A 14,408-nucleotide genomic window follows, 5' to 3' on the forward strand; every position below is an offset into this window, starting at 1 on the left:
TCAACGTAGGTCGTGACCGTCCGGCCGGTCGCGGCGGAGTGCGCAGCCCTATCGAATCTGGGAGCCCGCGGGTTCGACCCTGAAGGCGACGCAGCGGGGTGCTGCAGCTGCGAAGTCGTCCGGGCCGGCGTTCTCGCCGACCTCGAAGATGCGCGCGGCGACCTTGCGTCCCTGGCTGTGCTGGTGCCAATAGGCGCGCAAGATGGGCCCGCGCTCTTCCTCGGGGAGCTCGGTGAACGCCACGCGTTCACGACGACGACCGTGCTTGAGCTCGCCCTCGCCGGCGGCGCGGACGTTCTTCACCCATTCCATGCGTCGGCCAGCGACCACGTAGCGGGAACCGTCGAGCGCGACGAGCGACACCGCCGTGGACCTGGGCTCTCCGCTCTTGCGTCCCGGCACGGTGAGAATGCGCGGTGGGCCAGCAGCGATGCCGAGGCGGTTGAAGAGCTTGACCAGTGCGTTGCCGTACTTCAGCATCGGCGGGAGGTCAGGACGGCGGTTCATGCGCTCTCCTCGTGAGGTTCGTGATGGTCGTAGCCCTGAACGGCTGCGCCGATGGCGTGCAGCACCCGGCGGGCAGTGTCGATGTCGCCGGGAGTCAGCGCCGCTCCGGCATGCTCGGCCCACGGGCGTGCGCGCGTCGCGGCGGCCGCCATGACGCCGGCCCCTTGCGTCGTCATGACCACGAGTTGTGCGCGGCGGTGCTTCGGGTTCGACTCGAACGTGACGAAGCCGTCGCGCACGAGGTCATTCACGATGCGCTGCACGTTCTGGCGTGAGACCTCGAGGTCGCGCGCGAGCGAGGCGACCGACTGCGGGGGACCGAGGGTGACGGCCCCCAGGACCTGCCAACGCGCGGACGTCAATCCGAGGTCGGCCACGAGTCGATCGCCCGACGCCGTCAGCACGTTGCTCAACTGGAACACACTCAAGATCAAGTCCTGGAGCGGTGGACCGTGCTCGTCGTGCTGGGGAGTCCGCATAGCACCAGTCTATGACAACACATTGTCATCAACGAGCCGGGCGTCGACGTGAAGTCGACTAGTCCGAGGGGCGCCTCGCCAGCACGTCGCAGAGGCTATGGCGACGAGGCTGTAGGCGCTGGCGCGATCTGCGGCTTCGTCGCCAATTCTGGGTTGCAGCCACTGCTTCGGTTGCTCACGGGGATATCAACCTAGGTCGTGAGCTGCTGGATGCGTCGGCACGAGTCGAGGGACGATGCGGACGAGTACGACCACCGCGATGAGCTCGACGAGCGTTTGCGTCACGACGGCCAGGGGAGCGATCGAGAGCGACGGCGGCAGTGCGAGCGCGAGCGGCAGCACGACGAGCGAGTTGCGCGTGGCGGCGGAGAACACCGTGGCGCGGGTGCCCGGCACGTCGAGCCGACCGGCACGGCCCGCGAGGATGCCTACCAGAACGGCGATGACGACGAACGCGATGTAGAGCGGCACGACTCGTGCGAGTGCGGCGATCTGCGCGCCGACGGCAGCGACCTGGGAGCCGATGACGACGGCGAGCGTCGCCATCATGAGGGGCACCATGGCGCCGGCCATGGCCACTGCGATCGCTCGGCCTGCGCGGTGACGGCGTGCGATCGCTTGCACGAGCGCGGCGGCCCCGAGCGGGATGACGATGAGCAGCAGGAACGCTTCGGCGAACGGGGCGAGGTCGATGATGTCGAGCACGTCGGTGCCGGCGAACAGCAGGAGGTAGAGCGGGAGCAGCAGGATCTGGACGAGCATCAGCAGAGGTGCGGCGGCGAGCAGGCGTGCGCGAGCGCCGCCGGCGAGTCCGGTGAACACGATGACGTAGTCGATGCACGGGGTGAGGAGGACCAGCAGCACACCGAGCATCAGCCCGCGATCGTCTGCGACGAATCGGGACAGTGCCCATGCGATCGCCGGCACGATGAGGAAGTTCGCCAGCAGCACGGTGATGAGGAAGCGTCCGTCCTTGAACGATCGGCCGACCTCGATGAGCGGTACGCCGAGGAACGTCGCGAACAGCAACAGCATCAGCACGGGCTCGATCGCGTGCTCGAGCGTGGGCGCGATCTGCGGGGCGCTGAGTCCGGCGATCGCTCCTGCCGCGATGGCGACGAGGTAGAGCGGCACCTGCTGCCGGTCCCATGCCTCGACGATGCGGGCCGTCATCGACCGATGCCCGACCGGCTGGGGCGCGGTTCGCACGGTCGTTCGCGCATCAGCATGCATTCCGTTCGGCACTGGTCCCCACTGTCAGGGCAGGCATCGACTCGGCGGGAGGCTGCGAGGAGTCGGTCTCGGAGACGTTGGAGGATCGCGAGTCGATCGTCGACCTCGCTCAGTCGCTTCGCCAGACGAGGACGGAGCGACTCGCGCACCTGCGTGCAGGTGTCGCCGTCGACCGCGCGCAGCAGCTCTGCGATCTCCGGCAGCGACAGATCCAGCTGCTTGGCGCCGTCGACGAGCGCGAGGCGATCGATGACCTCGGCGTCGTAGTCGCGGTATCCGTTGAGCTCGCGATCGGATGCGATCAGGCCGATCCGTTCGTAGTACCGCAACGTGCTCGCGGGCACCCCGCTCAGCCGTGACACCTCGGAGATCCGCACGGTCGAAGGCTAGACCTTGAAGTCGAGTGCAATGTCTAGTCTCGCGGGCATGACCTCCGTGATCGCGCTCCCATGCTTCGACGTGAAAGACCGCACGTGCATCGACGAATGCCCCGTCGACTGCATCTCCGACGGCGAGCGGATGCTGCACATCGACCCGACGCGTGCGTCGACTGCGAGGCGTGCGAACCCGTGTGACCGTCGAGGACATTTACTGCGGCGCAGGTTGAGCTCGTCGACGTGAAGAAGAACCGGTCAGCGCGCGCTTGTGGCTGACGTACGGCGGACGGCTCAGCCGTTACCGAACGAGCGAGAGAGGGGTACTACGCACTTCGACTGGATATCTGGGATGTCAACGTAGGTCGTGAGTGCCGCCCGACGAGGCAGGGGATCGACCTGACCACAGTTGCCGTTCCTGGCGCAGCACGCTCAGCGTTCCGCAAGCTCGAGCCAGCCAATACCGGGAGGTGCGCGAGGAGCGGGCTCTTGACTCCCGCGGCGCCGAGCTGCTGAGGTCTCAACGGCGCTCGGCCGGGGAACCAAGCCGGATCCTGTGCTTCTGGCCCAGTGTGGTGGGCGATCCGAGCGCGCGTACCTTCACGGACCGCGCCCCACCATCGGATCCCAGCGCCTGGAACGGCGGCCTCACGCGCCCGCCCGCGGCTGCGAGGTACTGACGCCTCAGATGTACAGGCATCGCGATACGGTGGCGCGGAACGATGCGATCGAGTGGAGTCCAGGTGGCGAGCGTGCGGAAGTCGTGGGTGGAGTTCTGGGATCGCGGGAGGTGGTGGAAGGCGCTCATCCTCGCGGTCGGCTACCTCGCGCTCTACGAGTCGGCGTCGCTGCTCATGGCCCCGTTCGTGCCGTTCATCGGCGGTGCCGAGTCGGCGAGCTACGTGGTGGTGCTGCTCGTCGTCCCGATCCTGATGGGCGGACTCATCCTGGTCGGCTTCGGCGCGAGCGTCCGCTGGCTCCGCAGCACCTTCGCTCGGCAGTCGATCCGCGGCGGCGGATGGATGTGGATCGCGGTCGCAGTGGTGCTGCTGTTCAACGTCATGCGCTTCGCGAGCATCGACTACGCAGCGGCGGGGTTCGACTGGGTCGCCGCCTGGCTCCTCGCGGGGCTGCTCATCGGCTTCACGGAGGAGCTGCTGACCCGTGGATACGTCGTGCGCATCATGCGCTCGTCCGGGCGGTCCGAGATTGCCGTCGGCCTCGTGTCCGCGGCACTGTTCGCGCTGCTGCACGCGTCGAACCTCTTCCTCGGCCAGCCGCTGCTGTCGACTGCGCTGCAGATCCTCTACACCTTCTTCTTCGGCTTCTGCATGTACCTCGCGCTCCGCGTCACTCGCACGATCGTCGCGCCGATCCTGCTGCACGCCAGCACCGACCCCAGCATCTTCATGCAGGGGACCTACCCACTCACCGGCCCGCTCGCGTCGCTCGCACAGCTCGGCAACATCGTCGTGGTCCTCGTCGGCGTCGTGCTGCTCGTGGTCTTCCTCATTACCGAGCGCCGCAGCGCTGCGCGCCTGGCGAGCACCGCGTCGATCGTCTGAGTCGCGAGCGACCCACCGCCCGCTGACGACATTCCTCAGCACGAACGGGCGAATGGGATCGGTACGAACGGCTCACCGATGCGCGTCCCGACACCGTTGGAGCACGCGGCAGGCACGGAGGTGCGTAACTGAGCGCAGGCCATCGGGCCGGCCGTCCTGGTTGCCAAGCAAGCGAGGAGGGGTACTCTGCTCACTTCGACTGGATATCTCGTCGCGCTCCGCGTCGACTCTCGAAAGGTCCACGTCGACCAAGGGCTCACCGGCACCAATAGTGCTCGCCCCGGTCTCCGCGAAGCGCTCGCCGCGTGCCGGCAAGGCGACACCCTCGTCGTCGCGAAGCTCGACCGACTTGCACGCTCCCTTCCCGACGCACGAGACATCTGCACCACCCGAGCCGGCGAGTTGGGGTCGCGCGTTGCCGTCCGATCAAGGAAAACGCCGGTCGAGAGCCGATTCCCGCAGAGCGGCCCTCGCGTGCGGGAGGCGTATCAACAAGTAGTGAGTGCTTCATCCCTCTTTCGAACCGACATAATGTGCATTATCGGCGTACGGGAACCGCGGCGAGCGGGGCCCGTGGCCCGCCCGCCGAACCGAGCCCGCCGCGAGCCGTGACGACACCGCAGCGCGCACGCGCGTACAGTCAGCGATCGTGCGCATGCCGTGGTCGAGTCCCGTCGCACGCGCACGTCCGAATCCGGCGCGGCGGGTGTTCGTCGGATTCGTCGTGCTGAACCTCGCCGGCTGGGCGCTGCTGGCCGTGCCGATCTCGTCGACGCCTGAAGGCTCGTCCTCGTGGATCGACGCGCTGTTCACCGCCGTCTCCGCCGCATGCGTCACCGGCCTGACCGTCGTCGACACCGCGCTGTACTGGACGCCGTTCGGTCAGGGCGTCATCCTCGCGCTCATCCAGCTGGGCGGCCTCGGCGTCATGGTGTTCACGACGCTCATCGGCGTGGTCGTGCTCCGACGCCTCACCATCGGCGCCCGATTCGGCGCGGCAGCCGAGACGCACAGCCAGGGCATCGGCGACATCGGTCGCATCGTGCGCGCGATCGTCGCGACGTCGCTCATCGTGGAGGCGGCCGTCGCCCTCGCCATGCTGCCGCGCTTCATGCTGGGCTACGGCGAGTCGTTCGGCGACGCGGTGTGGCTCAGCGTGTTCCACGCGGTGTCGTCGTACAACAACGCCGGGTTCGCGCTCTACTCCGACAACCTCATCGGATTCGTCGACGACCCCTTCATCTGCATCCCGCTCATGGTGTCCACCGTCGTCGGCGGGCTCGGCATCCCGGTCATCCTGCAGATCCTCAAGCGCGTCTCGCGGCGCTCGCGCATCCTCTCGCTGCACGCGCTGCTCGTGCTCGCAGGCACCGCGGTGCTGCTCCCCCTGGGTGCCCTCGCCATCGGCGCGCTCGAATGGTCGAACCCCGGCACGCTCGGCACCCTCGACACGGGCAGCCGCATCCTCACGAGCCTGTTCCACTCGGTCCAGACGCGCACGGCCGGGTTCAACGCGGTCGACATCGGGCAGATGCGACCCGAGACGCTGCTCGTCATGGACGTGCTGATGCTCATCGGCGGCGGGCCGGCGGGCACCGCCGGCGGCATCAAGCTCACGACGTTCGCCGTGCTGCTGTTCATCATCCTCGCCGAGGTCCGCGGCGACGGCACGGTGCACGCCTTCGGACGACGCGTCTCGCGCGCCGTGCACCGCGAGGCGATTACCGTCGCCCTCCTCGCCGTCGGCCTGGTCGTCGCCGCGACCCTCGCGATCCTCGTGCTCACCGACGAGCCGTTCGAGGCCGTCCTGTTCGAGTCCGTGAGCGCGTTCGCGACCGTCGGCCTCTCGACCGGCATCACCGCCGACCTGGGCTGGCCCAGCCAGCTCATCCTCGTCATGCTGATGTTCCTCGGACGCGTCGGACCCGCGACGGTCGCGACCGCCATCGCCCTGCGCCGAAGCCGGCGCGCATTCGAGCTCCCGAAGGAGAGGCCACTCATTGGCTAGGCAACGACGCACACGGCACGACTCGGCGATCGCGGTCGTCGGGCTCGGGCGCTTCGGCACAGCACTGGCGATCGAGCTCGCGCAGCACGGTGCCGAGGTGCTCGGAGTCGACGCGAGCGAGGACGTCGTGCAGCACCTGCACGGCACGCTCTCGCACGTCGTCCAGGGCGACTCGACGGATCCCGCCGTCATCGAGCAGCTCGGCCTCGGCGAGTACGCACGCGTGGTGGTCGCGATCGGCTCCGACGTCACCGCATCCATCCTCACGACGAGCCAGCTGCTGCGCGCCGGCGTCGGCGAGCTGTGGGCGAAGGCCATCTCGCCGCAGCACGCCGTCATCCTCGAGCAGCTCGGGGTGCACCACGTCGTGAGCCCCGAGGCCGACATGGGCCGTCGCGTGGCGCACATGGTGCGCGGCTCGTCCGACGACTTCCTCGAGGTCGACGGCGCGTACGGCGCGATGGTCGTGCGGGTGCCTCGTCGACTCGCAGGCGTCCCCTTGCGGGAGCTCGCGATCCAGAAGGAGCACGGCGTCGTCGTGGTCGCCGTCCGCCAGGGCGAGGCGCTGCGCAACGCGAACGCCGAGACGCGCCTCTCCCCCGACGGCTCGATGCTCGTCGCCGGGCCCACCCTCGACGTGGAGGCCTTCGCCGCACGCGTCGCCACGATGCGCGCGGAGGACGCCTAGCCATCGCATGCCCACGCGATCGGGTGACAAGAACTCAGCATCTTTTGCCCGAATCGCGCCCATCCTGTCCCCCGCCGACTCCGAACACCATGACGGATGCGTCGTCCTGGGAGCGCGCACCTGGAGGAGGACGGGATGGAGCACGTCATGATCGTGATGACCGAGCAAGGCATCGCCGCGGTGGGCACCGTCTCGCCGCACGCAGCGGCAGAGGCATGGCGACGCCACCTCGCGCTCCACGTGCGGCCCGAGGAGCACGCGGAGCAGCGACTCGACGAGCTCGACTGGCTGCGGGCCGGACGCCGACGGCTGGTCCGCACCGACGACGACCGCGCGACCGTCATCACGTCGCGCGACTCCTCCCCCGGCGTCGGCGAGGACGGCCTCGTGCTCATCGGCACCTTCCGCGGACGGCGCTCGCACGCCCGTCCGGTCGCGACCACCGAGTAGCGCCACCGGGGCCCCGACCTCGGGTGCCGACGCCGCTCGCCCGGTAGACTCGTCCGTGGTGCGCCGGGAAGCCTGGTCGGCTCGCCGCGTGTCCACGCGGCGGTGATCGGATCGAAGGACCCCGATGGACAGCCCCATGACCCGCCGTGCACGCCTCGGCGCCGCACTCCGCCTCGAGACCACGAGCGGTGCGCTGCTGCTGATCGCAGCGGCCGCGGCCCTCATCTGGGCGAACTCACCCTGGCGCGAGGGCTACGCCGCCCTCTCCTCGACCGTCGTCGGTCCTGCGGCGCTGCACCTCGACCTCTCGCTCACGACCTGGGCGGCCGACGGCCTCCTCGCGATCTTCTTCTTCGTCGTCGGCGTCGAGCTGAAGCACGAGATCGCGGCCGGCAGCCTGCGGCATCCACGGCAGGCCGCGGTGCCCGTGCTCGCCGCGATCGGCGGCATGGCGACGCCGGCGGTCATCTACGTCGCGATCGTCCTCATCTCCGGCGACACCGAGGCGCTCACCGGATGGGCCATCCCCACGGCCACCGACATCGCCTTCGCGCTCGGCATCCTCGCGGTCTTCGGTCGCGGGCTGCCCGTGCCCCTGCGCACCTTCCTCCTGACCCTCGCCGTGGTCGACGATCTCCTCGCGATCCTCGTCATCGCCGTCGTCTACACGGCGTCGATCAGCCTCCTCGCCCTCGTCGGCGCGATCGCGGGCGTCGCGGTCTTCGCCGTCCTCGTGCGCACGCGGTGGGCCCGGTGGTGGCTGCTGCTGCCGGTGGCCGTCGTCGCCTGGGCGCTCATGCACGAGTCGGGCGTGCACGCCACCGTCGCGGGCGTCATGCTCGGTGCCGTCGTGCCCGCGACCGCGGTGCACGGCGAGGCGGAGCCGCGCACCCACCGCTACGAGCACGTGGTGCGTCCCATCTCGACCGCGATCGCGCTGCCGGTCTTCGCCTTCCTCTCCGCCGGCGTCAGCATCGGGCCGGCGGGCTTCGGCGAGCTCATCGCCCAGCCCGTCGCGATCGCGATCGTCGTCGGGCTGCTCGCCGGCAAGGTCATCGGCGTGCTCGGCGTCACGGCGCTCGTGACCCGCCTCACTCCCCTGCGCCTTCCCGACGGCATCGGGCTGCGCGACCTCCGTCCGATCGCGCTGCTCACGGGCATCGGCTTCACGGTGTCGCTGCTCATCGCCGAGCTCTCGTTCCCGGATGCCGTGCACACGGATGCTGCGAAGCTGGCGATCCTCGTCGGCTCGGCCATCGCCGCCATCCTCGCCGCCCACGAGCTGCGCTGGGATGCGCGCCGTGCGCGACGACGCGACATGAACGAGGACGGCGTGCCCGACCGTCCCTGGCCGGTCATCGGCGGCGAGCGGGGCGCGTCGCAGCACTGACCTGTCGCCGCGGGCGCCCATCCGTCTGCGCTGCCGTGCGGGTCAGGCTCCGACGTAGGTCGCCAGGTGCTCGCCCGTGAGGGTGGAGCGCGCGGCGACGAGCTCGGCGGGCGTGCCCTCGAAGACGATGCGACCGCCGTCGTGCCCGGCACCCGGGCCGAGGTCGATGATCCAGTCGGCGTGCGCCATGACCGCCTGGTGGTGCTCGATGACGATGACGGTCTTGCCCGACTCGACGAGGCGGTCGAGCAGGCCGAGCAGGTGCTGCACGTCGGCGAGGTGCAGGCCGGTCGTGGGCTCGTCGAGCACGTAGATGCCGCCCGTCTCGCCCATCTGCACCGCGAGCCGCAGCCGCTGCCGCTCGCCACCCGACAGCGTGTTGAGCGGCTGGCCGAGGGTGAGGTAGCCGAGGCCGACGTCGGCGAGGCGGTCGACGATCGAGGATGCGGCCGGCACCCTCGACGCGGGCTGCGCGAAGTACTCGCGCGCCTCGGCGACGGACAGGCCGAGCACCTCGCTGATGTCGAGGTCGCCGAGCCGGTACTCGAGCACCGACGCCATGAAGCGCTTGCCGCCGCAGTCCTCGCAGGTCGTCGACACCGTCGACATGGGGCCGAGGTCGGTGAAGATGAGGCCGGCGCCCTTGCAGGTCGGGCACGCGCCCTCGGAGTTCGCGCTGAACAGCGCGGGCTTGACGCCGTTGGCCTTCGCGAACGCCTTCCGCACGGGCTCGAGCAGCCCCGTGTAGGTCGCGGGATTCGAGCGACGCGATCCGCGGATGGCGGTCTGGTCGATCGTGACCACGCCGTCGCGCGTGCCGATCGAGCCGTGCACGAGCGACGACTTGCCGGAGCCCGCCACGCCCGTGACGACCGTCAGGACGCCCGTGGGCACGTCGACGTCGACGTCGACGAGGTTGTTCGCCGTTGCGCCGCGCACCTCGATCGCGCCCGACCGGTCGCGCACCGCGGGCTTGAGGGACGCGCGGTCGTCGAGGTGCGTGCCGGTGAGCGTGTCCGATGCGCGCAGCGCCTCGACGGTGCCCTCGAACTGGATCTCGCCGCCCTCGGTGCCTGCGCGAGGCCCGAGGTCGACGACGTGGTCGGCGATCGCGATCGTCTCGGGCTTGTGCTCGACGACGAGCACGGTGTTGCCCTTGTCGCGCAGCTGCAGCAGCAGGTCGTTCATGCGCTGGATGTCGTGCGGGTGCAGGCCGATGGTCGGCTCGTCGAAGACGTACGTGACGTCGGTGAGCGCCGAGCCGAGGTGACGGATGAGCTTCGTGCGCTGCGCCTCCCCGCCGCTGAGGGTGCCCGACGAGCGGTCGAGCGACAGGTAGCCGAGGCCGATGGCGACGAACGAGTCGAGCGTCTGCGCGAGCGACTGCACGAGCGGGGCAACGGAGGCGTCGTCGATCGTGCGCACCCACTCGGCGAGGTCGCTGATCTGCATGGCGCAGGCGTCGGCGATCGAGCGTCCGGCGATGCGCGACGATCGTGCGGATGCCGACAGGCGCGTGCCCTCGCAGTCGGGGCACGGCAGGAAGCGCACGGCCCGCTCGACGAACGTGCGGATGTGCGGCTGCATCGCGTCGACGTCCTTCGACAGCAGCGTGCGCTGCAGCTTGGGCACGAGGCCCTCGTACGTCATCGACATGCCGGCGGCCTTGACCTTCGTGGCCTCCTTGTAGAGGAACGCCTCGCGCTGCTCGGGCGTGAGGTCGCGGATCGGCACGTCGCCGGGCACGAATCCCGACTCGGTGTAGATCTTCACGTACCAGCCGTCCGGCGTGTAGCCGGGCACGGTGATCGCGCCGTCGGCGAGCGAGAGCGAGTCGTCGAACAGCTGCGCGAGGTCGATGTCGTTGACGCGCCCGATGCCCTCGCACCGGGGGCACATGCCACCGAGCATCGTGTCGGAGCGCTCGATCGACTGCGAGCCCTCGCCGCGCTCGATCGTCATCGTGCCCGAGACCTTCACGCTCGGCACGTTGAAGGAGAACGCGTTCGGCGAGCCGATCTGCGGGTCGCCGAGGCGGGAGAAGAGGATGCGCAGCATGGCGTTGACGTCGGTCGCGGTGCCGACGGTCGAGCGGGGGTTCGCGCCGAGCCGCTCCTGGTCGACGATGATCGCCGTCGTGAGGCCCTCGAGCCGGTCGACCTCGGGCCGGGCGAGCGACGGCATGAAGCCCTGCACGAACGCCGGGTAGGTCTCGTCGATCATGCGCTTCGACTCGGCGGCGATCGTGCCGAACACGAGCGAGGACTTGCCCGAGCCGGACACCCCGGTGAAGACCGTGAGGCGCCGCTTCGGGATGTCGACGGACACGCCCTTCAGGTTGTTCTCGCGCGCGCCGAGGACGCGGATGACGTCGTGGCCGTCGGCAGGGTGCTGGGAGGCGCTCATGCTGCTCCGTCGGTCGTCGCTGACCGCGCCACGGACGCGGCGCGCATCCGAATGGTACGGCCGACGGCCGACGTGCGGCCGGCCCGTCCACCGATGCGCGGCGGGACGGGCCCGCGATCAGGCGTCGAGCGCCTGCAGCAGGTCGGCGACGACGTCGTCGGCGTGCTCGATGCCGACCGACAGGCGCACGAGGCCCTCGGGGATGCTCTTCGACTCGCTCGCCCATCGACGGCGGCGCTCGAGCGTCGTCTCGACGCCGCCGAGGCTCGTCGCGTGCCGTGCGAGGCGCACGGCGGCGACGACGCGATCGGCGCGCTCGGCCGACTCGAGCTCGAACGACACGACGGTCGAGAAGCCCGGGTAGCGCACGCGCACGACGGCGGGGTGCGCCTCGAGCGCCGCGACGACGACCTTCGCCGTCGCCTGCGCCCGCTCGAGCCGCACGTCGAGCGTGCGCAGTCCGCGCAGCACGAGGTACGCCTCGAACGGGCCCGGGATCGCGCCGTGCAGCGAGCGGTTCGCGTGCAGTCGGGCGAGCCAGTCGTCGTCGCGCGTCACGACGGCGCCGAGGATGACGTCGGAGTGGCCCGAGAGCAGCTTCGTCGCCGAGTGCACGACGACGTCGGCGCCGTCCTCGAGCGGGCGCTGCAGCAGCGGCGTCGCGAAGGTGTTGTCGACGGCGACGGGCACGCCCGCCTCCTTGGCGGCCGCGACGATGCGCTGCAGGTCGGCGACCTCGAGCGCGGGGTTCGTGGGCGTCTCCATCCATACGAGCGCGGCCCCGGGGATCGCCGCGACGACGGCGGACGCGTCCTCGACGTCCACGAGCTGCGGCTCGATGCGCCCAGCGAGGCGGTGCTGCTCGAGGAGACCGAGGGAGCCCTGGTACGCGTGCCGCGGCACGACGACGCGCCCGCCGACCGGCACCTGGTCGAGCACGGCGGCGACGGCGGCCATGCCGGAGGCGAACGCGAGCGCACGACCGCCCTCGAGGGCGCCGATCGCATCCTCGAGCGCCGTCCACGTCGGGTTCGCGTAGCGCGCGTACTCGAGGTCGCCGCCCGCGACGTAGGACGACGCGAGCGTCACGGGCACGTTGAGCGGCTGGTCCGGCTCGGCCGCGGGGCGGCCGGCCGTGACGGCGATGGTGGCGGGATGCTGGCTCGCGTGGGTCACGCTCCCACGCTACGACGTGCGGTGCCCCGCCGCGGCGATCCACGCGGCGCATCGCGGTCCGCGCCGCGGCCGGCGGAGCGGCGCGTGGCGCAGCCGTCCAGGCACGGGCGGCTAGCCTCGGTGCGTGCCGGTGGTCATCGCGAACCCGATCGCGCGCGCCTCGATCCGCGGCGTCCGCGCCCTCGAGGTCGCCGCAGGCGGCGGGCTCGACGTGCGCTGGACGGGCGACGACCGCGCCGACGCCATCGCCGCCGCAGCCCTCGCGGAGGGCACGGATGCCGTGATCGTCGTCGGCGGCGACGGCACGATCCGCGACGTCGCCGACCGCCTGGCGGGCACGGGCGTGCCGATGGGCATCGTGCCGGCGGGCACCGCGAACCTCTTCGCACGCAACCTCGACCTGCCGCTGCGCGACCTCGCCGCCGCCGCGCGCCTCGCGCTCGGCGCCGCCGCCCTGCCGACCGACCTCGGCCGCGTCGTCCTCACGACGGGCGACCAGGTGGATCCCGAGCGGGTCTTCCTCGTGGTCGTCGGCATCGGCCACGACGCGACGGCCGTCGAGGCGGCCTCCCTCGCCCGCAAGCGACGGCTCGGATGGGGCGCGTACGTCGTGGCGGGCGCCCGTCGCTTCGCGCGTCCGCTCATCCCCGTGCGCGCCACGATCGACGACGGGGCGCCGATGCGCACCGAGGCGTGGACGGTGCTCGTCCACAACACGGCGCGCATCACGCTCGGGCTGCGCGTCGTGCCCGACACGCGCCCGGACGACGGCCTGCTGCACGTCGCTGCCGTCTCGCCGCGGCGCATCCTGCACTGGGGACGCATCGCCCTGTCGGGCATGGGCCTCGCGCGAGCGCGCGGCGTGCTGTCGCATCGCATCGGGCGCCGCGTGCGCCTGGAGGCCGACCGCATCCCCGTGCAGATCGACGGCGACGCCCATGGGCGCATCACGGCGCTCGACGCATGGATCGACCCCGGCGTGCTGCTGGTGCGCCGACCTGGAGGACCACGATGACCGACGCCCGCTCACGCATCCTCACGACGCTGCGCGAGTCCGACGACCTCGACGCCGTGCTCGACGGCTTCGACCTCGAGCGCCTCATGGAGGGCTTCGACGGCCCGCTGCTCGCGCACGACCGCAGGCCCGAGCTCGTCGCGCTGCTGTGCCTCGACCGCGCGCGCGACCTCTCCCCCGCGGTGCTCGCGAAGGTCGTGCACGCCATGCGCTCCGTGCGCAATCGCGCGACGTTCTCCGGCGCGATCCGCAGCGTGATGGACGCGCTCGAGGGCGAGGCCTTCCGCGACTTCAAGTACCGCCTCAACGCCACCGGCGACCGCCACGACCTCGAGCACCTCGTCTTCGAGCGCCTGACGCACGCCGATCGCCGCCACGTGCTGCGTCGCATCGCCGAGGAGTCGAGCAAGCGCCAGGACCACGAGCTGCGCATCCTCAGCGACATCGACGACACCGTCAAGTGCATGCTGCACGACCGCCGGTACGCCCGCGGCACGATCTACCCCGGCGCCGTCGCCTTCCTCACCGAGCTCGACAACGGCGCGGCCGCCGAGCCCAGCAGGCCCGGCGACCTCACGTTCGTCACCGCGCGGCCCGAGGGGCCGAAGGCGCTCATCGAGCAGTACACGCGCGACGCGCTCGCACCGCTCGGGCTGCCGCCGCACGCCGTGCTCGGCGGCTCGTTCTTCAACCTCGTGACGAAGGCGTCGATCGCGGCGCGCAAGCTGCAGAACTTCGAGCACGAGCGGCAGCTCTTCCCCGAGTGCCGGTACCTCTTCGTCGGCGACTCCGGGCAGGCCGACCCGCAGGTCGGCGCCGCGATGGTCGCGCGCGCGCCCGACTTCGTCGCGCGCGTGCTCATCCACGACGTCACGGGCGTCGACGCGGGGCGTCGCCGACGCTGGTCGAGGCAGGGCATCTCGACGTTCGAGACGTACTCGGGGGCGGCGCGGCTCGCGTGCGGCCTCGGGCTGGTGTCGGAGGAGGGCGTCGCCCGCGTGCACGCCGCCGTGCTCGAGGGCCTCGCCGGCGACGGTCCTCGCGAGGCGTCCCGTGCATCGCTCGTCGCGACCGCCGAGCGCGAGGTGCAGGCATAGCCCAGCTGGCCAAGGCCCTG

13 protein-coding genes and 2 pseudogenes are annotated in these 14,408 nt (G+C 70.9%); 9 read left to right on the plus strand and 6 right to left on the minus strand.

Annotation, left to right across the window (positions count from 1 at the left end; translation table 11 throughout):
* Positions 1-48: 48 nt before the first annotated feature.
* From ABD249_RS06965 to ABD249_RS06980, 4 genes are all read right to left on the minus strand, one after another.
* Positions 49-507 carry a nitroreductase family deazaflavin-dependent oxidoreductase gene (locus ABD249_RS06965; RefSeq protein ID WP_344342015.1) on the minus strand — a complete coding sequence of 153 codons (459 nt, stop codon included), beginning with the start codon at positions 505-507 and terminating at the stop codon, positions 49-51.
* Positions 504-986, minus strand: a complete 483-nt coding sequence (locus ABD249_RS06970; RefSeq protein WP_344342018.1) for a MarR family winged helix-turn-helix transcriptional regulator — start codon at positions 984-986, stop codon at positions 504-506. Before ABD249_RS06970 ends, ABD249_RS06965 begins: the two co-directional genes overlap by 4 nt.
* 186 nt (positions 987-1,172) lie before the next feature.
* Complete coding sequence (locus ABD249_RS06975) at positions 1,173-2,159, minus strand: arsenic resistance protein (protein WP_344342021.1); 987 nt, start codon at positions 2,157-2,159, stop codon at positions 1,173-1,175.
* Complete coding sequence (locus tag ABD249_RS06980; RefSeq protein WP_344342024.1) at positions 2,156-2,596, minus strand: MerR family transcriptional regulator; 441 nt, start codon at positions 2,594-2,596, stop codon at positions 2,156-2,158. The genes ABD249_RS06975 and ABD249_RS06980 overlap by 4 nt, the downstream gene beginning before the upstream one ends.
* Positions 2,597-2,645: 49 nt before the next feature.
* Here ABD249_RS06980 and ABD249_RS06985 point away from each other — a divergent pair.
* From ABD249_RS06985 to nhaA, 7 genes and pseudogenes are all read left to right on the plus strand, one after another.
* Positions 2,646-2,791, plus strand: a pseudogene (locus ABD249_RS06985) (ferredoxin family protein); the annotation flags it as partial.
* Between the two features lie 554 nt (positions 2,792-3,345).
* The gene (locus tag ABD249_RS06990; protein ID WP_344342027.1) at positions 3,346-4,158 is read left to right on the plus strand and encodes a CPBP family intramembrane glutamic endopeptidase; all 813 of its coding nucleotides are present in this window, start codon (positions 3,346-3,348) and stop codon (positions 4,156-4,158) included.
* Between the two features lie 186 nt (positions 4,159-4,344).
* Positions 4,345-4,539 (plus strand): annotated as a pseudogene (locus tag ABD249_RS06995) (recombinase family protein); the annotation flags it as partial.
* 325 nt (positions 4,540-4,864) lie between these two features.
* On the plus strand, positions 4,865-6,166 hold the full coding sequence (locus tag ABD249_RS07000) for a TrkH family potassium uptake protein (protein ID WP_344342030.1): 1,302 nt from the start codon (positions 4,865-4,867) through the stop codon (positions 6,164-6,166).
* Entirely contained in the window at positions 6,159-6,854 is a 696-nt protein-coding gene (locus ABD249_RS07005) for a potassium channel family protein (protein ID WP_344342033.1), read from the plus strand. The genes ABD249_RS07000 and ABD249_RS07005 overlap by 8 nt, the downstream gene beginning before the upstream one ends.
* A 135-nt stretch (positions 6,855-6,989) precedes the next feature.
* A complete protein-coding gene (locus tag ABD249_RS07010) occupies positions 6,990-7,304 on the plus strand; it encodes a hypothetical protein (RefSeq protein WP_344342036.1) in 315 nt (104 codons plus the stop codon).
* Positions 7,305-7,440: 136 nt separating this feature from the next.
* Positions 7,441-8,694 carry a Na+/H+ antiporter NhaA gene (nhaA, locus tag ABD249_RS07015; protein ID WP_344342038.1) on the plus strand — a complete coding sequence of 418 codons (1,254 nt, stop codon included), beginning with the start codon at positions 7,441-7,443 and terminating at the stop codon, positions 8,692-8,694.
* A gap of 42 nt (positions 8,695-8,736) precedes the next feature.
* Here the strand turns inward: nhaA and ABD249_RS07020 are convergent, their stop codons facing one another.
* Together ABD249_RS07020 and ABD249_RS07025 are read right to left on the minus strand one after the other, a co-directional pair.
* The gene (locus ABD249_RS07020) at positions 8,737-11,100 is read right to left on the minus strand and encodes an ATP-binding cassette domain-containing protein (RefSeq protein WP_344342040.1); all 2,364 of its coding nucleotides are present in this window, start codon (positions 11,098-11,100) and stop codon (positions 8,737-8,739) included.
* Positions 11,101-11,217: 117 nt separating this feature from the next.
* Positions 11,218-12,276 carry a trans-sulfuration enzyme family protein gene (locus ABD249_RS07025; protein WP_344342043.1) on the minus strand — a complete coding sequence of 353 codons (1,059 nt, stop codon included), beginning with the start codon at positions 12,274-12,276 and terminating at the stop codon, positions 11,218-11,220.
* 124 nt (positions 12,277-12,400) lie between these two features.
* Between ABD249_RS07025 and ABD249_RS07030 the strand changes: the two genes are divergently transcribed.
* Positions 12,401-13,291 carry a diacylglycerol/lipid kinase family protein gene (locus ABD249_RS07030; protein ID WP_344342045.1) on the plus strand — a complete coding sequence of 297 codons (891 nt, stop codon included), beginning with the start codon at positions 12,401-12,403 and terminating at the stop codon, positions 13,289-13,291.
* Entirely contained in the window at positions 13,288-14,388 is a 1,101-nt protein-coding gene (locus tag ABD249_RS07035; protein ID WP_344342047.1) for a phosphatase domain-containing protein, read from the plus strand. Before ABD249_RS07030 ends, ABD249_RS07035 begins: the two co-directional genes overlap by 4 nt.
* Positions 14,389-14,408: the final 20 nt, after the last annotated feature.

The organism is Agrococcus versicolor (genome assembly GCF_039531815.1).
Classification (GTDB): domain Bacteria; phylum Actinomycetota; class Actinomycetes; order Actinomycetales; family Microbacteriaceae; genus Agrococcus; species Agrococcus versicolor.

What these genes read in the sequence shown, in the direction of transcription:
- ABD249_RS06965 (WP_344342015.1), bottom strand. Translation starts at nt 507, where the DNA reads ATGAACCGCCGTCCTGACCTCCCGCCGATGCTGAAGTACGGCAACGCA.
- ABD249_RS06970 (WP_344342018.1), bottom strand. Translation starts at nt 986, where the DNA reads ATGCGGACTCCCCAGCACGACGAGCACGGTCCACCGCTCCAGGACTTG.
- ABD249_RS06975 (WP_344342021.1), bottom strand. Translation starts at nt 2,159, where the DNA reads ATGACGGCCCGCATCGTCGAGGCATGGGACCGGCAGCAGGTGCCGCTC.
- ABD249_RS07010 (WP_344342036.1), top strand. Translation starts at nt 6,990, where the DNA reads ATGGAGCACGTCATGATCGTGATGACCGAGCAAGGCATCGCCGCGGTG.
- nhaA (WP_344342038.1), top strand. Translation starts at nt 7,441, where the DNA reads ATGACCCGCCGTGCACGCCTCGGCGCCGCACTCCGCCTCGAGACCACG.
- ABD249_RS07020 (WP_344342040.1), bottom strand. Translation starts at nt 11,100, where the DNA reads ATGAGCGCCTCCCAGCACCCTGCCGACGGCCACGACGTCATCCGCGTC.
- ABD249_RS07035 (WP_344342047.1), top strand. Translation starts at nt 13,288, where the DNA reads ATGACCGACGCCCGCTCACGCATCCTCACGACGCTGCGCGAGTCCGAC.